Origin of the sequence: Fodinicola feengrottensis (assembly GCF_010993775.1) — a bacterium.
Classification (GTDB): Bacteria; Actinomycetota; Actinomycetes; order Mycobacteriales; family HKI-0501; genus Fodinicola; species Fodinicola feengrottensis.
Genome location: NZ_WOTO01000031.1, coordinates 52509 through 71448 on the forward strand (window position 1 = coordinate 52509; position 18940 = coordinate 71448).

Here is an 18940-nt window from a genome sequence, read left to right on the forward strand (position 1 = left end):
TCTAGTCTTCGGCAGCGATGGGCAACGCGCCGGCGACAGCGCGATGTTCGGTCAGTACGGTGAAAGTGCGGCGGCGTTGGACGGTGAAGTAGTAGATGGCGCCCACGCCGAGCACGACGACGACGAAGATCAAGCCACCCCAGGCGTACCCACCGGCGCCATAAATGGCTTCTCGCGGCCAAACCAGGTTGACCGCCATGAAGGCGCCATAGCAGACCGCGACGATGTTGATCGCCAGCCCGAACCTGCCGAGGCCGAAAAGCCCGCTTGCCGGGCCGTCCGGCGGCCAACCACGGAGCCGTTTTCTGAGCAATGGCACGGTTACCAGCAGGTAGGCGACATAGACGATGACGATCGAGACGCTGGTGACCAGCGTGAAGATCTGCGGAGTGCCGATGTTCACCAGCAGGATCAGCGCCGCGACCACGCCGACCACGATCGCCGGCACGACCGGCGACCGTCGGTGTGCGGAAACGTGCGCCAGCCCCGCTGAGAACGGCAGGTTGTTGTCTCGCGCCATGGAGAAGATGATCCGGATGCTCGCGGTGTGGATCGCGAGCGTACACACCGAAATCGCGATGGCCACGTCTACCAGCAGCAGCTTGGCGACGGTCGGGCCGAGCGCCGATTCCAGCACCAGCGGCAGCCCGCCCTTTTGCAGCGCGGCCAGATCCAGGGTGGGGGAGGCCATCAGCGCGAAAAGCAGCAGCAGCGCGCCGGCTATCCCGGCCGCGGCAAGCGCGTTGAGGATCGCCCGCGGCACCCGGCGGCGGGGTTCTTTGGTCTCCTCAGCCAAGGAGGACGCGGTGTCGAAGCCGAACATCACGTACGCCGGCATGATGACCGCGACGACAAGTGCCGCCCCATAGCCGAAAACACCGTAGCCGGGGAGCCCCTGACCAGCGTTTTGGGTGTGCAGCACGACATCCGGGCCGCGGCGGGCAGAGAACAGCAACAGCACGATGATGGCGACCGCGCCGACCAGTCGACGAAGACCCCGATGTTGTTGACCCTCGAGATCACTTTCACGCCGAGGATGTTGATGATCGTGGTGACAATCAACAGGCAGCAGCCGAGAAACACCGCGTTGACGGTGTTGTCGGTGAAAACCTGGAAACCGGACCAGATCGGCGGCAGCACGATCTGCAGTGCGATGGAAACCGCCGCGACCGTCACGATCGATCCGACCAGCATCGCCCAGCCGGCCATCCACGCGCCGGCCCGGCCGGCGAGCTGTTTCGACCACTGGTAGACCGAACCGGCGATCGGGAACCTCGCGCCAAGCTCGGCGAAGCACAGCGCTACCGCGAACTGGCCAGCCAGCACGAAAAGCCAGGTCCAGAACAGCCCAGGGCCGCCGAACCCGTACCCGAAGCCGAACAGCTGGAACATCCCGGTGAGGATCGAGATGTAGCTGAATCCGGCCGCGAACGAGGAAAAGCTGCCCAACGTACGGGACAACCGTTGGTGATAGCCGAAACCGGCCAGGTCGTCGGTGTCGGTGCTGGTCGGATCCGGCATGTCGCCTCCGGTGGTCAGGTCCTGCGTGCCGCTTGGTCGAGCAGCCGGTCAAATCCGTCGCGAGTGAACTCCTGTCGCGCCCGTTCGTACTTTTCCATTCCCCAGGACCAGAAATCGAAGTCGAGATCTGAGCTGGCATGCTGGATCGCGGCCCACAGCGTCCAGCCGTACTTCGACATCAGCCCGAGCAGCCGGGCCCTTGCCACCTTGTCCGGTTGGTGGCCCTGGTAGTAGGCGGTCACCAGCCGGTCCAGTTGTTCCAGGTCCAGAGCAGACTCGCTCCAAATGTTGCCGAGCTCGAAGCAGGGGTCGTTGTTCCCGCCGTACTCGTAGTCGATCAGCCGGATCGAGGTGCCGTCGTCGATCATGTTGCCAGCCAGCAGGTCGTTGTTACACGGCACCGTCGGTACCGGATGCGCGGCCAGTGCGGCCCGGATGCGCTCGACCGCCGGCGCGAAACTCAGATAGTCGTCCGGGATCGCGAAACCGCGTTCCTGGATGATGCGGAGATAGTCCGCCTGCACCACGAACATGTCAAAGTCATTGACAAAACGCTCGCCCGCATGCAGCCGCTGACAGGCCGCCGCGATCCTTTCGGCGTACGCACCGCCGCGAATGTCGTCCTCGGTGAGGGTCCGTCCTGGAATGTACGAGACGGCCATGATCCCTTCGCCCGGCAGATATTCCAGCACCTGAGCGCCGACGCCGGTGGCCGCTGCGAGCCGGCTGTTCCGGTGCTCGGCTTGCCGGTCGATCGGCAGCGGTGAGTCGTCCGCCGGCGAGACCCGCACCACCAGATCGAAATCCGCGCCGGTGACCCGAAAATTCCGGTTCGTCAGCCCGCCGGGCAGGTCCGCTACCCGGTCGAAAGTCCCGCTGACACACGACAACCGGGACAACACCTCGCGAAGGCTCCAGCCGGACTGCGACACCGCCACATCAAGGTCAAGGGCAGCGGCCGAGGAAGGCGCCGGCACGGTCATCGGTCCCTCCACCTTTCGCAGGAACTCCGCCAGGCCCCGTTAGCGGTCGAGATTAGACTGTCGCCGGCAATTCGGTCTAGTCCAAATCGGACATCGTTTGGTCTGTTGTTCCGCTGGCTGTTTGGTGACCGTCCTGGTGGCACAGTATGCCGGAATTCGTGCGCCGCGGCAGCGTGGTTGATCTTGGTCGGCGGGGGGGGTGGGTTTTCGTCGAGTGCGGGACTTTATCCCGCAGTCGACGTCGAGTGTGGGGTTTTGTCCCGCACTCAACGCTGGATCTGCGGCCGGAGGAAACCAAAAAGCGCCTGTCCGCGAGAAGCCGGACAGGCGCTGCACAACTGGTGGGCGATACTGGGATTGAACCAGTGACCTCTTCCGTGTCAGGGAAGCGCTCTCCCACTGAGCTAATCGCCCTTGCGTAGCAGAGGTGGAGACGGGATTCGAACCCGTGTAGACGGCTTTGCAGGCCGTTGCCTCGCCTCTCGGCCACTCCACCGCGAGGGTTTGGGCCTCATGTGGTTTCCGAGCGGACGACGGGATTCGAACCCGCGACCCTCACCTTGGCAAGGTGATGCGCTACCAGCTGCGCTACGTCCGCATGTCCCGGCAAGTTCTCCCGGCGACGAAGAGAACTGTACCGAAGTAGCAACAGCGCCGACAAACGGGGTTCACCTTTTCGACCCCTGGGTCGTTGCCTGCTCGACATCAGGGCTGTGACCTGCGGAGTCAGCCGTCGAAGGTGGGCGGATGGAGAGGTTTGCGGGAGAGGCGACGGCGTACGGCAGCCGCCCCGGTTTGTACGAGAGTGGCGCGCATCACTCGAAAACGACACCAGCCGGCCGGCCCGAGCGGGCCGACCGGCTGGTGTGGACAGGAGTGGCTACGCGCGGAGGAGTTCGGTGACCACCGCGTCGAGGTCGACGTACGAGGGTTCCTCGCCGGCCGGCACCTCGGCATAGCTGCGTTGCAGGAAGTCGTCCAGAGTCGCCGTCGGCACCTCGAAGAGGGCGTGCCCGTCGGGCGAGGACAAGGCGAGTGCGACGACCTGGCCGTCCTGGCCGGTCCACGGCCACACTCTTACGTCACCCATCCCTGCCGGCTCGGTGAGGCCGGTCAGCAGGAGGTCACGGGCGAAGGACCACGCGACCGAGGGTTCCGGATCGTCGCCGTCGGCCAGATCCGCGCAGAAGATGACATGCACGGCATATGGGTCTGTAGGTTCGTAGCGCAGCGTCGCCTGCACCGGCACCCCTGATCCGTCCGGCACAACCAGCCGTAAAGCCGTGTCCACCTGGACCGCAACTGGACGCGTACGCGCCATTTCGGCCACCTTTCTTCCCCCTGGCTAAATGCCCCGCCGTCGTCGTCTATTGGCATACCACCCTGGCTCAGACGCCAAACATGGAAATCTTCGCGGCCTGTTTTCGACACCGGACCGTGATCTGTCTGGCGCCCGGTGGCCGGCCCCCGGTGTGGGGCCGGATGCCGCATCGGTTATGGTTTAACCCGTCTCCCGGGCGATTAGCTCAGCGGGAGAGCACTCGCCTCACACGCGAGGGGTCACTGGTTCGATCCCAGTATCGCCCACTGTTAGAAGGAAAGATCCCCCATCGCGACATCGCGAGCGGGGATCTTTTCTTGCTGTCCGGATCACGATCGCGAATGTTGGTCGCGTGACTAAAAAGAACGCGGTCCGGATGTTTCCGGGGTGATACGACCGGAGTGTCGCAAGTGGACGCGCATTCACCCGGAAATAATGCGGTACGGGTGGTACGCCGGAATTCGCCGGATTCATGAATGGTCAGCCATCTGACCAAATCGGGCATGCCCGGCTGGGGAGCGGCCCGACACAGGGCAAGGGCATCACCGCCGGCCGGGCGGCGGTAGCGTCGGGATCATGAGCGAAAGCACCCCACCGGTCGCGAAACGCGTCCCGTCCACTCGTACGCATCACGGCGACACCGTCGTCGACGAATATGCGTGGCTCGCAGACAAGGAAGACACGGACACCCTGGCATATCTCCGGGCCGAGAACGCCTACGCCGAGAAGGTCACCGCCGGCCTCGCGGACCTGCGCGAGCAGATCTTCACCGAGGTGAAGGACCGTACCCAGGAGACCGACCTGTCGGTGCCCGCGCGCAAGGGCCCGTGGTGGTATTACGCCCGTACGGTCGAAGGTCAGCAGTACGCGATCCACTGCCGGCTGTCGGCGACCAGTGCCGAGCCGCCGTCCACCGAGACCGGCGAGGCGTTGCCGGGCGAGCAGGTGCTGCTGGACGAGAACGAGCTGGCCGAGGGGCACGACTTCCTGTCCGTAGGGACGTTCGACGTCAGCCCGGATGGCCGCCTCCTCGCGTACGCGGTGGACTTCGATGGCAGTGAGCGCTTCACCTTGCGGGTCAAGGACCTGGAGACCGGCGAGCTGCTCGGCGACGAGGTGCCGAACACCTTCTACGACACCGCCTGGTCGCTCGACTCGGCGTCGCTGTTCTACCTGACCCGACGACGACGCCTGGCGGCCGTACCGGGTCTGGCGACACCAGCTCGGCACCGCGGCGGCCAACGACGTGCTCGTGTACGAGGAGGCCGACGAGCGGTTCTGGGTCGGCGTCGGGCTCACCCAGAGCGAGCGCTACATCCTGCTCGACCTGCGCAGCAAGGTGACCAGTGAGACCCGGATCATCGACGCGGCGGCCGCGGACCGCGAGCCGGTGGTGCTGCGGGCCCGCAAGCAGGACGTCGAATATCAGGTGGAGCACCAGATCGCCGGCGATCGTTTTCTGATCGTCCACAATGACCCGGAAGTCGGCGGTGGCGTCAACTTCGCGGTCGCCGCGGCCTCGGTGGACAAGCCCGCTGACTGGTCGCCGCTGATCGAGCATCGTGACGACGCCCGGCTGCTCGGGCTGGACGTGTTCGACGGGCACGTCGTCGTGCACCTGCGGTTCGACGGCCTGACCGGTCTGCGGGTCTATCCGTCCACAGTGGATGGTGGGTGGGGTGAGGGTCGGGAGATCTCCTTCCCGGAGCCGCTTTACGCGGTCGACCCGGACGCGAACCTGGAATACCACACCGGCACGTACCGGCTGTCGTACGCGTCAATGATCACCCCGAGGTCCGTCTTCGACTGTGACCTCGCGACCGGCGAGCTGACCTTGCGCAAGCGCCAGCCGGTGCTCGGCGACTACGACCCGCAGCGGTACGAGCAGACCCGCGAGTGGGCGACCGCATCGGATGGCACCCGGGTGCCGATGTCCATCGTACGGCGAAAAGACGTGCCGCTGGACGGGTCCGCGCCCTGCCTGATCTACGGCTACGGCAGTTACGAGTCGTCTTCCGAACCGCGGTTCTCGGTGCCGCGACTTTCCTTGCTGGATCGTGGATTCGTCTACGCGATCGCGCACATTCGGGGTGGTGGCGAGCTTGGCCGGCACTGGTACGAGGAAGGCAAGCTGCTCCACAAAAAGAACACGTTCACCGATTTCGTGGCCTGCGCCAGGCATCTCGTCGCGCAGAAGTGGACCAGCGCCGACCGGCTGATCGCGTACGGTGGCAGCGCCGGCGGCCTGCTGATGGGCGCGGTCGCGAACCTGGCCCCGGACGCTTTCGCGGGAATCGTCGCGTCGGTGCCTTTCGTGGACGCGTTGAACTCCATTCTTGACCCGTCGTTGCCGCTGACCGTGCTGGAATGGGAGGAGTGGGGCGACCCGCTGCACAACGCCGACGTTTACGCGTACATGAAATCCTATTCACCGTACGAAAACATCGAGCCGGTCGACTATCCAGCGATTTTCGTGGAAACCAGCCTCAACGACACCCGGGTGCTCTACCACGAGCCGGCGAAATGGGTGGCGAAACTGCGCGCGGTCGGCGCCGGTGACCGGCATATCGTGCTGCACACCGAAATGGAGGCCGGCCACGGCGGCCGCAGCGGCCGGTACGACGCGTGGCGCGAACTCGCCCGGATGTACGCCTGGATCGTCGACACCGCCACCAGGTAACCAAAGGTCAGGACAGCAGGGTTTCGTACGAGGTGATGAAAAGATCCATCGCCTCGTCGACCGCCGCCTTGTCGCCGGTGGCCATCAGGTCCAGGAGGAGGCCGCGCGGGACGGCGACGCCCAGCCGGGCGTACGCGCGTGCCTTCTCCGGCGGCAGGCCGCGCTGGATCCCCCATTCGGTGAGCGGCGGCAGCCAGCTCTCCACCAGCCCGTCCAGCAGCGGCCTGGATCGCTGGTCACCTTGTAGGGCTCGGCCGTAGATCTCGAAAAGCAGCCGGACGTACGGCCAGTTCTCGGCCGCGCTGAGCCGCTGCCAGAACCGTCGCGCCATTTCGCCGACGTCGGTGGACTCGTCCGCGTTGAGTTCCGCGAACAGCATTCGCTGACGTTCCTCGACGGCCCGTACCACCTCGATCAGCAGCCCTTCCTTGGACGCGAAGTGGTAGATCAGCATCCGGTGGCTGGTGCCGATCGCCTTGGCCACCTGGCGCAGGCTGAGGTCGGCCGCGCCGTTGGTCGCGATGTAGTCGATCGCCCCGCCGAGCAGCCGCTCCTTCGCCGTCACACCCTGTCCTTCGCTGGAAGCCGTACCATATCGTATATGTACCAGGTGGTACACGCGTTGACCAGGAAGGACAGTCGATGGCGAGCCAACACGTCAGGGTGGAGAGCACGACGACCGCCGATCCGGCGACGGTTTACGCGCTCCTGCGGGACGGCAGCGGGTGGCCCGAATTCACCCCACTCGGGTCGTACGAGCTGGTGTCCGCCGGCACCGGCGAGCCGACCGAACTCGGCGAGATCCGGATCTTTCACACCGGGAGGTTCCACGCGCGCGAGCAGATCGTGGAGATGATCGAGAACCGGCGACTGAGCTATGTGCTGCTCGCCGGCATGCCGCTGCGCGGCTACCGCGCCGACGTCGATCTGGAGCCCACCGACTCCGGGACGTTGATCCGCTGGCACTCGACCTTCGACCCGAAGACTTTCGGTACGGGCTGGCTTTACCGTACGCAGCTGCAGGGTTTCATCCAGAAGACCGCGGACGGGCTGGCCGCCCGTGCGACGGAGGTAGCCCGAGACCGGTGAGCAGGTCGGTGCGAGCCTGTCGGTACGCGCCGGCCGTCAGCAGGTCGCCGGCGGCCGCGTACGCGTCGACCGCCGCGTCGAGCAAGGCCGCGCGGTCCAGCGGCGGGAACGCCTGATCGCTGACGGTGAGGCTCTCGGCGATTAGCCGGACCGCTTCGGGGGCGTCGCCCAGCCGCAACGCCAGCTGGCTCAGTCGCTGCAGGACCCGTGCCTGGATCACGCGGTCGCCGTTCCGCCGGGCCACCGAGCCGCAGCGTACGAAGGTGACCTTCGCGTCCGCGAGCCGATCGGCGGCCAGATATCCGTCGGCGCGGGCGAAAAGCCCGTAGCCGTCGGCGACCTGGGTGCCGGTCGCGAGCAGGTGGTCGGCGGCGCTGTGCAAGGTGCCGGCGGCTTCCGGCGATCCGCAGCTCAGCTGGGTCTCGCCGGTCCAGAAAATCGCCTCGTACCACAGTTTGCTGGCGTGGGTGGCCCGCGCTCGTTCGGCCGCCGCACCGAAATGGCACAGCGCGTCCTGCGTTTTTGCGCGCGGTAACTGGCGATCCGGCCCAGATAGATCAGCACGTGGGCCTCGGTGCTGGTTCCTTTCAGCAGCAGCTCGCGCGCGGCCAGCAAGGACTCCTCCGCGCCGTCCAGATCGCCATCGGCGAGCCGCAGAATGCCCCGCAACCGCAACGTCAAACCGATCCCGTACGAGTCGCCGGCGTCGGTGAAGAGGTTGTGTGCACGGGAAATCGCGTCGGTGGCGTCGGCGTACCGGCGCCTGGTCGCGTGCAGCGCTCCGAGCTGCAGCTCGAGAGCGGCCTGGCCCGACCGGTGCCCGCTCTCGCGCATCGCGGTCAGCGCGTACGTGCCGGTGTCCCGCCAGTCCTCGACGTCGTCGAAAGCCGCGAACTCCTCAATGGACAGGGCAGCCAGCTCCCAGCACAGGTCCCGCAGCGCCGGCTCGTCGGCCGTCTGCCGGACGGCCGCCATCAGGTTGCCTCGCTCTGCGTCCGGCCACGCCAGCGAGGCATCCAGCAGCAGCTCCGGCCAACCGTCGATCGGTTGCCATCTGCCGGTTGCCTCGCTGTTTGTCGCGCCATCGCCGAAAACCGCTCCATGAGCTCGGTCCATAAGCGCGAGCCAGCCGGCGAAGGCGCGTCGCAGGGCAGCGGTTCGTACGGCGGCCGGCTCGGCGGCGCGGCCACGCTCTCGCGCGTATACCCGCAGCAGGTCGTGGAACCGGTAGCGGTGCTGGCCGAGTGCGTCCCGGCCGGCGACCTCCAGCAGTCGGGTGTCGACCAGCTCCACCAGCAACGCTTTCGGCGTCGGCGATCGGACAGTCCAGCACAGCGGCCGCCACCCAGCCGGCGAGGTCGGGCGCGTCCAGCTGGCCGAGCCGGCCGAACAACCTTCCGGCCGGCTCGCTCAGGCCCTGGAAACTGAGCCCGAAACTAGCCCTGACCTGCAGTTCCCGATGCCGCAGCTCATCGAGTCGGTGATGTTCGTCGGCGAGTCGGTCGACCAGGTCCCGTACGGTCCAGTGGGTCCGCGCGGCGAGCTTCGCGCCGGCTACCCGCAGCGCCAGCGGCAGCCCGCCGCACAGCCGGGCCAGCTCGCGGGCGGCCGCGACCTCCACGCCGATCCGGTCCGGGCCGACCATCCGGCCGATCAGCGTCAGGCTGTCGGACAGCTCCAGTGGGCGCAGGTCGATCAGGTGCCCGCCGGGCAGGCCAGTCAGTCGTACGCGGCTGGTCACCACCACTGGACAGCTCGGCGTGCCGGGCAGCAGGGGCTCGATGTGCGCGTGGTCTGCCGCGTTGTCCAGCACGATCAGGATCCGCCGGTCGGCCAGCATGCTCCGGTAGCACGCGATCCGCTCGGCGAGGCGGTCCGGATGGCGGCCGCCGGCAGCCGCAGCGCGCGCGCGCAGAAATGCGGCCAACACGGCGGCCGGGTCGGCCGGTCGGCCGTTCGCGCCGGCCAGGTCCACGTAGAGCTGGCCGTCCGGACACGCGCCACGAATTCGGTGCCCGATCCGTACGGCGAGCGTCGTCTTGCCGACTCCGGCAGGCCCGGAGATCGCTACCACGGACAGCGCGTCGGCGGTCTTGCCCAACACGTCCACGGCCGCGTCGACCTCCTTCTCCCGGCCGGCGAAGTCGGCGATATCGGCCGGTAGCTGGGCCGGCGCCGGCCCGCCCGGCGCACTGGTCGCACGGATCTCCCGCTCGACTTCGCGCAGCTCCGGGCCGGGATCAAGGCCGAGCTCGTCGGCCAAAGCGCGGCGACCGCGTTCGTACGCGTCGAGTGCCTGCGCTGGCCGCCCGGTCCGGTGGAGCGCGCGCATCAGCTGCCCGACGAAGCGTTCCCGCCAAGGCCAGCGGCCAACCAGGTCGGTGAGCTCGGCGACCAGCCGGTCCGGGAGCGACTGGTCGCTGCCCAGCTCGGCCTCGATCCGACCCTCCAGTGCCGTCAGCCGGCGCTCGGCCAGTCGCTCGGCGGCCTCGGCCAGCAGCGGCACGTGGTGCAGGCCGTCGTACGCCGGACCGCGCCACTGGCCGAGGGCGCGGCGCCAGAGCGCGCCGGCCGCCGTCGGATCGGCCTCGGCGAGCGCCGCGCCGGTCAGCCGCTGGAACCGGTCCGCGTCCAGCTCGCCCGGCTCGATGTCGAGTTGGTAGCCGGTCGCCTGCCGGCTGATCCGGGCCGGGTCGTCCAGCAACTGGCGGAGGTGATAGACGTAGATCTGCAGATTCTTGGCGGCGGTTTTAGGTGGCCGCCGGCCCCAAACCGCGTCGATCAGTTGGGCGACCGGCACCACAGTGCCGCGTTTTTCCACCAATACCGCCAGAGTGACTCGTTGTTTCACCGCGCCGAGAGCGACGGCACCACTGTGTCGGTTTCGGCGGACAATTCGCCGAGCACTCCGAATCGCATCCTATCGGCTGGCCCGCTCGCAGGTACGCGAACATTGTTCGCGAACGTATAGACGTACGAGATCGTAGAATTGGTAATTGTCGCGGCCAACGACGTAAAGCAGTCGCGCATCCACCAGTTGTTCGAGGATTTCCGTTGCGGCTGCTGGTGATTCGCCCAGGGCGCTGACGGCGAGCGCGACGGTCAGGCGCGTTGCTTCCAGCGAACCGAGATCGTCCAAAGCCTGCCGGAGCGAGGCGCTCAGGTCCTGGTAGCTCAGCGAAAGGGATGCTCGTACGCCGGAAAGGACCTCCAGACGCAGGCTGTCGTCGGCAAGCGACGCGGCCAGATCCGCGACTGGCTGATCGCGCAGCAGTTCGCCGGCGATCCGGAGCGCGAACGCTGAGCCACCGCATCGGTCCACCACGGTCGCAGCGGCGGCGCCCTGGTGCCGTACGCGCTCAGCCCCGGCCACGGCCGCCAGCAGCAGCAGCTCCAGGCCCTCTGACCTGGTGAAAGGGCCGAGGTCGAGCTGGTCGACGGCGGACAGGCCGGTGAGCCTTGGCCGGCTGGTCACCAGGACCTGGCTCGCACCGGCGCCCGGGAGCAGCGGCGCGACCTGGGATTCGTCGACCGCGCCGTCGAGCAGGACGAGCACCCGGCGGTCGGCCAGCACGCTCCGGTAAAGCGCGGTTCTTTCTTGCAGCTCGGCCGGAATCGGTTCTATCCCCAGAGAATCCAGAAAATCGGTGAGAATGGTGGCCGGCTCGACCCGTCGGGAAAGGGAACCGCCCAGATCCGCATACACCTGCCCGTCCGGAAACCGGTCCTGCAGCTGGTGGGCGATCCGCACCGCCAGGGTGGTCTTGCCGGCCCCGGCCGGCCCGGAAATGGCGACCACCGCGGCCACCTCGCGGCGCAGCGCGATTTCGGCTCCCCGACTGACAAAAATCGGCGGCAGTGCCGGCAGCTGAGCGGGCGCTGGCCGTCGATCCAGGGCCGGCGCCGGGGTGGCCAGCACGTCCCGCAAGGCAGCCTGCAAGCGAACACCGGGCCGCGCGCCGACCTCTCGCGCCAACGCCCGTCGGGCCGCGTGATAGACGTGGACGGACTCGCCGCGTCTGCCGGTACGCTCGAGCGCCGTCATCAACTGGACGGCGAACGCCTCGCGGGTCGGGTGAGCACGTACCAGCTGGCGCAGCTCGCCGACCACCTCCAGCTGCCGCCCGGCCATCAGGTCCGCGTCGATCCGGGCGCCCAGGGCCGTTAGCCGGAGCTCCTCCAGCCGCTCGATTTCGGTGCGGAGCAACACATCGTCGCGTAAATCTTCGTAAGCGGAGCCTCTCCACAGTCCGAGTGCCGCGGCCAGCCGGTCACCCGCCACAACGGCCGAACCGGCCGCGAGCGCGGCCCGCCCAGCGGCCACCAGGGCTTGGAACCGCTCCAGATCCACCTCATCCGGGTCGGTCCGCAGGACATAGCCGGCTGGGGTGGACCGCAGCCGATCCGGCTCTTCGAGCGCCTTCCTGAGGTGGTGGATCGCGACGTGGACGGCATTCGGCGCGGTCCTGGGCGGGCGTACCGGCCAGAGCGCGCTCATAAGCCGCGCGGCCTGCACCGGCTGGCCGGCGGCGTTCAGCAACACGGCCAGCACTGTGCGCTGGTTGCGTGATCTCAGCTCGACCTCGCCGCGAGCGGTTTCCAGCAGCGCCGGTCCGAGCACCCCGAACCGCACCGCGCCTCCACAGCTCATCTGCCCTCTTGGCAAGCGTATCAACAACCAGCCAGGGGCAGTATTTCCCTGTTTTTAAGGAGGTGGGGCGGGTAATTGCTGGGCTGTGGCGTTCGTACGCACCGTGAGTTAGCCGGCACTGGGTGAGTTGGCGCAGGTCGGGATGGTTACGGTCGGGTCATGACGGACGCGACCCAGACCCATGAGGGTGAGCCGGAGCACCACGCCGGCGGCCGCGCCAACCGGAACTGGCTGCGCGCGGGGGTGCTCGGCGCCAACGACGGCATCGTGTCGGTGGCCGGCATCGTGCTCGGCGTGGCCGCGGCCACCACTGACCGACCCGCCATCCTGACCGCCGGCATCGCCGGGCTACTGGCCGGCGCGCTGTCCATGGCGGCCGGTGAGTACGTGTCCGTGAGCACCCAACGGGACAGCGAGAAGGCATTGCTGGCCAAGGAGAAATGGGAGCTCGAAAGCATGCCGGACGCGGAGCTCGCGGAGCTGGCCGAACTCTACCAGAACAAGGGTCTCTCACCTGAGCTGGCGATGGAGGTCGCCGAGCAGCTCACCAAGCACGACGCGTTGCGAGCCCACGCTGAGGCGGAGCTGGGCATCGACCCCGACGATCTGACCAACCCGTGGCAGGCCGTGCTTGCTTCTTCGGTGTCGTTCACCGTCGGTGCCCTGCTGCCGCTGCTGGTGATCACGCTGCCCGCAGTCGTACGCGCCCCGCTGTGTTTTGTCGCAGTGCTGGTCGCGCTGGCCATCACCGGCGCGATAAGTGCGCGGCTGGGTGGCGCTCGGGTGAGTCGGGCGATGGTGCGTACGGTCGCTGGCGGCGCTCTCGCGATGGCCGTCACGTACGGCGTCGGCCGCCTGCTCGGGGTGACTCTCTAACGCAGAAGGCGAGTGCCGGCAAGGCGAACGGGCCGGGTTTCACCGGTGAGGGCTTGGCTGCTGCATAGGCTCAATGCCCGTTTAAGACGACGACCAGCCTCGGTCAGGGACAACAGCAGATTTGTCTTGCAGACAGTGGTGACGAAGTGTCAGTGGACGATTTCGGTGCGTACGGGCGAGCCTCGGGATTGCCCTGGCAGGAGTCAAAATCTCCTGTCGACGGTAGTATCGAAGGACAATGTTGACGCTGCCAAAGCAGACGAACGCCACCCCTGTCGAGAGATCGATGCGCGGCTCGGCGGACGCTGAGTTGGTGCTGGATGCGGCGATGGCGACGTTCCTGGATTTCGGCATTCGGCGGGCCACCATGACCGAGATCGCTCACCGGGCAGGCATCGGGGTGGCCACGGTTTATCGGCGCTTCCCGAAGAAAAGTGGGCTTGTGCAGGCGACCGTGACGCGGGAGGTGCAGCGTTTCATCGCCGATGTGGACAGCAAGATCGCGCACGCGAGCACCCCGACCGAGCAAGTTGTCGAGTGTTTCGTGGCTTTTGTCGTTGGCGCCCGAGAACATCCTTTGCTGCGGCGGATTCTGGCCACCGATCCAGAGGTCGTGCTGCCCGCTTTGACCGTCTCCGGCGGTCCAGTTGTCGGGCTCGGCCGGGCTTATGTGGCGGACAAAATCCGCCGGCTGCAGGGTTCGGATGCGGGATCTGTAGAGGAAACCGAGATGGTGGCCGAAATGTTCGCCCGGCTGGCCCAGTCGATGGTGCTCACCCCGGACGGCCGGATTCCCAGCAGCGACGACGACGCGACCCGCGCCTTCGCTCGCCGGCACATCGCCCCTTTGGTCGTGCCAGCCAGATAACTCGTCGCGGGTCTTCTACAGGAGCGCTACGTCGGAGATTTGCCAGTGATTGTTGGTTTTGACGAGGACCATTTGCATGCGGTTGCGGTCGACCCGTGGCTGCGGGCTGTTGGTGTTGGTGATCTGCTGGTCGACGAAAAGGACCACTACCACCCGGTCGCTGGTGCCCTCCGAAACGCCGGCGCGTACGACGGTGCCTTTCGAGGTGGCGTGATATTGCTGGATGAGTTTGGTGAGATTCTGGCTGACCTTCGCATACTGCTGGGCGAACTGACCGGTTGAGTTCGCGGTGATCTTCTTGAAGTTCCCGGAAAGCGACCGATAGTCGTAGGTCGACAGGTCGGTCGCGTACGTACGGGCGGCGGCCAGCGCGCTTGCCTCGGCCTTGGTGACGGCCGTCTGTTTGTAGCTCTGCCAGCCAAAGTATCCGGCCACCGCGGCGATCGCCACGATCAGGACGACAACACCGGCGGTGCGTAGGCTGAAGGACGGCCGCATGCCACGCAGAAGTCGCCGAAAGGCCTGGCCGACACTGATCTCCTCGACCTTCTCCGCCGGCTTCTGCGCTTCTTCCGGCGGGGTCTCGGACTCTTCCGGCCGTGGCTTGGGCGACGGGCGCCGGGCGGCCTTGTCGGACTTGGTCACCGAGACGGTCTGGGACATCACTGCACTCCTTGCAACAGAATCGCGGACCAGGACTGGGATCCGTACGCGGACGCCTGGCCGCCGTTCGTGCCGAGCCGGAACTGCTGGCCGGTCGGATCGGTGGCGTTGCCGGTGGCCGGGTCATATGTTCCGGTGGTCCGGCGCTGCGGGCTGGGGACGTTTTGCGAGCCGCGCTGCTGCAGATCCGGCAGCGTGGAATTACAGAGATAGTTGGGTTGCACCGGGCGTACGGACGTGTCCGTCGGTGTCCGGCGCGGGGTGTTGTAATAGCAGACCGGCCCCTGCGCGGCCAGCAGACTGAAAAACGCGGTGTCGCCGTGAGCGATGCCGCCGACCCTGGTGAAGGTGTCCGGCAGCGAGATCAGCAACTCGTTGATGGCCGCCGTACGGATGCTGATGATCTGGCTGGTCGTCACGGTGTTACCCAACAGCGTGGTGAACGACTCCTGATTGTCCTGCAGCAGTGGGACAAGTTGGTTGGCGACGCCGGTGCCCTGGTCGAGCAGGTTGCCGATCTCGTTGCTGTGACTGCGTACTTGGCTGGTCAACCCCTGCAACGCCGAGGTCAGCGCCGGCAGGTCCACCGAGCCCGGGTTGGCCGGATTGAGCAGGCTGTTGGTGTTTCCGATCAGCTGCAGGAGTTGTGGTTGGTACGTCTGGACACTCCGCAGCAGCGCGACCAGATTGTCCAGCAGGTGACGCAGATCCGGTCCCATGCCGGACAAGCCTGTGGAGAGCTCGTTCGTCAGGGTCGCGACATCGTGGGTGTTGATGCTGTCGGCGAACGTCATCAGGTGCACCAGCAGTGTTTCCAGCGGCAGCGGGGTGCTGATCCGGTTGCCCTGAATGACGCTGCCATTGGCCAAATAGGGCGCGTTTGTGTTCTGTGGCTGCAGATCGACGTGCTGAATGTCAATGGGTGTGTCCATGTCGATCACCGCGCGGGCATTGGCCGGGATGTGCTGGGTGGCGTCGATGCTCAGTACCGCGGCGACTCCGGCGTCGTCCTGGTTGAGGCCGACCGACTGGACGATGCCGACCCGGGCACCGCGATAGGTAACCAGCGACTGCGGTACCAAGCCGGAGGCGTCGGCCATCCGTATGGTCACCTGGATCGTGCCGCGCAACGCGGTGACCCCGAAAAGCTGGACGCCCACGTACGCCGTGCAGATCGCGCCGAGCAGGGTGAAAATCACCAGCCGGACGACGGGGGAGCGACGATTCACCGGACACCTCCGCTCAGCAGTTGCCCGACGCCGCCGGTCGGCGGCGCGTTTGTCGCGGTGCTGGGGGCGATCCGCGAACCGCCGGTGATCAGCGACTCCAGAGTCCCGGACACCGAAAGGTCCGCGTCCATTGTCAAGTAGTCACCGGGAATGCTTCCTTCCAACAGGTGCTGGAAAGTCTGCAGTGACATCAGCGTCGAGCCGAGTTCGGAGTCGAAGCCAGCCAGTGCGGTCAACACCGGGCGCAACTGCCGGGCGCGCTCGACCAGACCAGCGCTGGTTTGTGAGAGCAGGCCGGTGGTGGTCTTCGACAACTGGGTGATGCTCGTCAGCAGGGTGAGAAAATCGGTGCGCTGACTGAGAAGCACGTCCAGGGCCGGCGTGATATGGGTTAACGCGGCCTGCAGGGCGGCCTGGTTTTGTGCCCCCAGGGCGGCGAAACTGTTCAACGCGCTGATCGTCCGGTTGATGTCATTGCGATGCGCGTCCAGCGATCGCAGCAGGCTGTCCAGCTGTCCGAGCAGATTTCGCACCTGTTGCTCGTGTCCAGCCAGCGCCCGGTTGGTCTCGGTGACGATGGTTTGCACCTGATCCAATCCGCTGCCGGACATCAGCGCGCCGACCGCGGCCAGGGTGTTCTCCACGTCCGCGCGCGCGGGCGGTGTCCGCGAGGCCGATCACCGCCGCATTGGCGAGGAATCCGCGGTCCGCCTTGTCGGGCGGGACCAGCAGCACATATTCCTCACCCAGCACCGAAGTCAGCTCCAGCCGGGCGGTGGTGCCGACCGGCAGTTGGGTGCCGACATCGATCCGCATGTGTACGACGGCTTGAAACTTCCGTGCCTGCAGGGAGGTCACCCGGCCGACGACGGCCTGGCCGATCCGAACCTGCCCGCCCAGCGGAAGCTGCGCCGCGTCAGTGAAAATCGCGGTCAGATCGTACGAAGGGCCTTCGCCGCCACGGCCAATCGGCAGGTTCTGGAAACTGAGGCCACAGCCGCTCAGCAGCACTGCGGCGACCGCCAGCAGGGCACCGACGCGGAGTCTCATCCGCCACCTCCGGGGTAGCCGCCGGAAGGCTCGAGGGGGTTGGAGAGGTTGGGCGGGAACGGGATCGGATTCACCAGACCGGCTCCACTGCACAGCGGTACGGGCAGTTTTTCACACAGCTGGCGGGTGGCGTCGAACTGGGTCAGTACGGTGGAGATGTCCAGCCGTACGCGCAACCGCCCGTCCGGGCCGACCGCGCGGCCCAGGTTGTCCGACATCAAAGGCAAAGTGTCCAGGATCTCGGCTAGATCCTGTTGGTGGCTGACCAGGGTGCCGGTGACTTGGTTCAGCCGGGTCAGGTCTGCGCCGAGCGCACTTCCGTGTGCTTTCACCAAAGCAGCCACCTGGGTCAGCACAGTCGCCAGTTGTCCCAGCGCCGCGCTGATATCTGCGCGTTCGGCGTTCAGGTCGCCGGCCAGCCCGGTCACTGTGGTGGTCAGCGTGGTGATATCCGAGCGGTGATTGGCGAGCAACTGCACCAGCTGGTTGAGGCTGGTGACCAGTCCGGCCACCTCGGTGCTGTCACTGACCAGCACTCCACTTGCTTGCGTGAGGTTCTGCACAGCCGTACGGAAAGGGCCGCCGTTGCCCTGCAGAGCCGTGGCCGCGCTGTGCAAAGCGGCGCCGAGCGAGCCGGTTTTGTTGAGACCGTTGGGTCCGAGGCCGGCGAGCAGGGGGTGTCCAGCGACTGCACCAGCTCGGTCCATTTGATCGGTGAATGCGTACGGGTGGCCGGGATCAACGCGCCTGGACTCAGCATCGTGCCGCTGGTGTAGGCGGGGGTGAATTCGACGGTGTGGTCCGCGATGACGGACGGCGTGGTGACCCAGGCCTGGGCGTTCGCCGGGATCTGGGTGTCGCGCGGCAACGACATGTAGACGCGTACCACCGAGCCGCGTGGCTCCACCGAGGTCACCCGGCCGATCGGTACGCCCAGGATCGCCACTTTGCTGCCGGCGAAAACCCCGTCAGCGTGGGCGAAATCAGCTGCCACGGTCAGCGTTGGATCGGGTCGCAGCAGCACATATCCGCCACCGAGCACCACGATCAGTGCGGCGATGACGGCTCCGATCCGCCAGCCCGTGCTGCTCATCGGCATCCCTTCACCAGCGCCGAAACGCACAGCAGGTTGTCCGGAAGTGGCCCGGCCGGGCCAGAAACATCGCCCCATGGGCCGTTTCCGGTGGCGTTGGTGAGATATCTGGTCATCGGCGCGAGCTGGGTCAGAGTTGCGCCGAGCGCCTGGTCGTTCTGGGCCAGCAAAGCGGTGATCGAGTGCAGGCGAGTCAGCAGCTGGTTGACCGCCGGGCCGTTTTGGGTGAGGAACTGGCTGACCTGGCCGGTGAGCGCGGTCAGGTCCGCGACCATCGCCCGGATGACCTGCCGGCGCTGGTTGAGCATCTGTGCCACCAGGTTGGCGTCGCCCAGCAGGGTGACCAGCGTGCTTTGCTGCTGCAGCAGGGAATTCGTGACGGTTTGGACGCCGGTCAGCAGCGCGTGTATCTGCCCTTCTCGTTGCGACACGATCGCCGCGACCATGGACACTCCGGTGAGCGTTTGGGTGACGACCGTGTTGTCGGTGGGCGTGACCTCGGTGATGCTCGCCAACATCCGTTGCAGCGCGGGCAGATCCAGTTGGTCCGTGGTGGAGGTGGTGGCCCGGCTGAGATCGTCCAATGTGTACGGCACGGACGTACGGGCGATGGGGATGATGCCGCCGTCCAGGCTGCCGGATCCGCCCGGGACCAACGAAAGATAGCGCCGGCCGAGCAGGGTGGCGACTTTGATGCCGGCGGACGTGCGGTCGCCCAGCGACTGGGCGTGGTCCAGCCGGAAACGCACTTGGACGTGGTCGCCGGCCAACGTCACGCCGGTCACCCGGCCGGCCGCTACCCCGGCCACGTAGACCTGATCGCCGGTGGCGAGCCCGCTCGCGTTCGCGAAATCGGCAGTGTGTAGTCGCCCGTACGAAGGTAAAACACGACCTGCGGCCCGGCGACCGCGATCAC

Annotated in this window: 16 protein-coding genes, 4 tRNA genes and 3 pseudogenes; 5 read left to right on the forward strand and 18 right to left on the reverse strand. The window is 66.7% G+C overall.

All coding sequences use genetic code 11. The features are described from left to right. Position 1 precedes the first annotated feature (1 nt). The 6 genes and pseudogenes from GNX96_RS64905 to GNX96_RS26555 form a co-directional block, all read right to left on the reverse strand. Positions 2-1521 (reverse strand): annotated as a pseudogene (locus GNX96_RS64905) (amino acid permease). 14 nt (positions 1522-1535) lie between these two features. Continuing rightward, positions 1536-2504 carry a choline kinase family protein gene (locus GNX96_RS26535; RefSeq protein ID WP_163570237.1) on the reverse strand — a complete coding sequence of 323 codons (969 nt, stop codon included), beginning with the start codon at positions 2502-2504 and terminating at the stop codon, positions 1536-1538. Positions 2505-2843: 339 nt separating this feature from the next. Further along, positions 2844-2918 (reverse strand) — tRNA-Val (locus GNX96_RS26540). 11 nt (positions 2919-2929) lie between these two features. Beyond that, positions 2930-3000, reverse strand: a tRNA-Cys gene (locus GNX96_RS26545). A 29-nt stretch (positions 3001-3029) separates the two neighbouring features. Further along, a tRNA-Gly gene (locus tag GNX96_RS26550) sits at positions 3030-3102 on the reverse strand. A 282-nt stretch (positions 3103-3384) separates the two neighbouring features. Further along, positions 3385-3825, reverse strand: a complete 441-nt coding sequence (locus GNX96_RS26555) for an SsgA family sporulation/cell division regulator (protein WP_163570298.1) — start codon at positions 3823-3825, stop codon at positions 3385-3387. Between the two features lie 194 nt (positions 3826-4019). Between GNX96_RS26555 and GNX96_RS26560 the strand changes: the two genes are divergently transcribed. Together GNX96_RS26560 and GNX96_RS26565 are read left to right on the forward strand one after the other, a co-directional pair. Continuing rightward, positions 4020-4091 (forward strand) — tRNA-Val (locus GNX96_RS26560). 310 nt (positions 4092-4401) lie between these two features. Then, a pseudogene (locus tag GNX96_RS26565) lies at positions 4402-6505 on the forward strand (S9 family peptidase). A 7-nt stretch (positions 6506-6512) separates the two neighbouring features. Here the strand turns inward: GNX96_RS26565 and GNX96_RS26570 are convergent. Beyond that, positions 6513-7070 (reverse strand): TetR/AcrR family transcriptional regulator, encoded by a 558-nt coding sequence (locus tag GNX96_RS26570; RefSeq protein ID WP_279581559.1) that lies wholly within the window; start codon positions 7068-7070, stop codon positions 6513-6515. Positions 7071-7147: 77 nt separating this feature from the next. Between GNX96_RS26570 and GNX96_RS26575 the strand changes: the two genes are divergently transcribed. Continuing rightward, a complete protein-coding gene (locus tag GNX96_RS26575) occupies positions 7148-7594 on the forward strand; it encodes an SRPBCC family protein (RefSeq protein WP_163570238.1) in 447 nt (148 codons plus the stop codon). Here the strand turns inward: GNX96_RS26575 and GNX96_RS26580 are convergent. From GNX96_RS26580 to GNX96_RS26595, 4 genes are all read right to left on the reverse strand, one after another. Further along, complete coding sequence (locus GNX96_RS26580) at positions 7533-7976, reverse strand: hypothetical protein (RefSeq protein WP_163570240.1); 444 nt, start codon at positions 7974-7976, stop codon at positions 7533-7535. The genes GNX96_RS26575 and GNX96_RS26580 overlap by 62 nt on opposite strands. A gap of 29 nt (positions 7977-8005) precedes the next feature. Then, complete coding sequence (locus GNX96_RS26585; RefSeq protein ID WP_163570241.1) at positions 8006-8569, reverse strand: hypothetical protein; 564 nt, start codon at positions 8567-8569, stop codon at positions 8006-8008. Then, the gene (locus GNX96_RS26590) at positions 8493-10445 is read right to left on the reverse strand and encodes an AfsR/SARP family transcriptional regulator (RefSeq protein ID WP_279581560.1); all 1953 of its coding nucleotides are present in this window, start codon (positions 10443-10445) and stop codon (positions 8493-8495) included. Before GNX96_RS26590 ends, GNX96_RS26585 begins: the two co-directional genes overlap by 77 nt. Before the next feature lie 69 nt (positions 10446-10514). Then, entirely contained in the window at positions 10515-12245 is a 1731-nt protein-coding gene (locus GNX96_RS26595) for an AfsR/SARP family transcriptional regulator (protein WP_279581561.1), read from the reverse strand. A 159-nt stretch (positions 12246-12404) separates the two neighbouring features. Here GNX96_RS26595 and GNX96_RS26600 point away from each other — a divergent pair, with 159 nt between their 5' ends. Beyond that, entirely contained in the window at positions 12405-13121 is a 717-nt protein-coding gene (locus GNX96_RS26600; RefSeq protein ID WP_163570247.1) for a VIT1/CCC1 transporter family protein, read from the forward strand. A 286-nt stretch (positions 13122-13407) separates the two neighbouring features. Then, positions 13408-13989 carry a TetR/AcrR family transcriptional regulator gene (locus tag GNX96_RS26605; RefSeq protein WP_163570249.1) on the forward strand — a complete coding sequence of 194 codons (582 nt, stop codon included), beginning with the start codon at positions 13408-13410 and terminating at the stop codon, positions 13987-13989. Positions 13990-14004: 15 nt separating this feature from the next. Here GNX96_RS26605 and GNX96_RS26610 read toward each other — a convergent pair whose 3' ends face one another. From GNX96_RS26610 to GNX96_RS26640, 7 genes and pseudogenes are all read right to left on the reverse strand, one after another. Then, a complete protein-coding gene (locus tag GNX96_RS26610; RefSeq protein ID WP_163570251.1) occupies positions 14005-14652 on the reverse strand; it encodes a VirB8/TrbF family protein in 648 nt (215 codons plus the stop codon). After that, on the reverse strand, positions 14652-15881 hold the full coding sequence (locus tag GNX96_RS26615; protein ID WP_163570252.1) for an MlaD family protein: 1230 nt from the start codon (positions 15879-15881) through the stop codon (positions 14652-14654). Before GNX96_RS26615 ends, GNX96_RS26610 begins: the two co-directional genes overlap by 1 nt. Next, entirely contained in the window at positions 15878-16414 is a 537-nt protein-coding gene (locus GNX96_RS26620; protein WP_163570254.1) for an MCE family protein, read from the reverse strand. The genes GNX96_RS26615 and GNX96_RS26620 overlap by 4 nt, the downstream gene beginning before the upstream one ends. Continuing rightward, the gene (locus tag GNX96_RS26625) at positions 16353-16931 is read right to left on the reverse strand and encodes an MlaD family protein (RefSeq protein WP_163570255.1); all 579 of its coding nucleotides are present in this window, start codon (positions 16929-16931) and stop codon (positions 16353-16355) included. The genes GNX96_RS26620 and GNX96_RS26625 overlap by 62 nt, the downstream gene beginning before the upstream one ends. Further along, positions 16928-17410 carry a hypothetical protein gene (locus GNX96_RS26630; RefSeq protein ID WP_279581562.1) on the reverse strand — a complete coding sequence of 161 codons (483 nt, stop codon included), beginning with the start codon at positions 17408-17410 and terminating at the stop codon, positions 16928-16930. Before GNX96_RS26630 ends, GNX96_RS26625 begins: the two co-directional genes overlap by 4 nt. Then, the gene (locus GNX96_RS26635; RefSeq protein ID WP_163570258.1) at positions 17368-18024 is read right to left on the reverse strand and encodes an MlaD family protein; all 657 of its coding nucleotides are present in this window, start codon (positions 18022-18024) and stop codon (positions 17368-17370) included. The genes GNX96_RS26630 and GNX96_RS26635 overlap by 43 nt, the downstream gene beginning before the upstream one ends. Next, positions 18021-18875, reverse strand: a pseudogene (locus GNX96_RS26640) (MCE family protein); the annotation flags it as partial. The pseudogene GNX96_RS26640 and the gene GNX96_RS26635, both read right to left, overlap by 4 nt. Between the last annotated feature and the right edge of the window lie 65 nt (positions 18876-18940).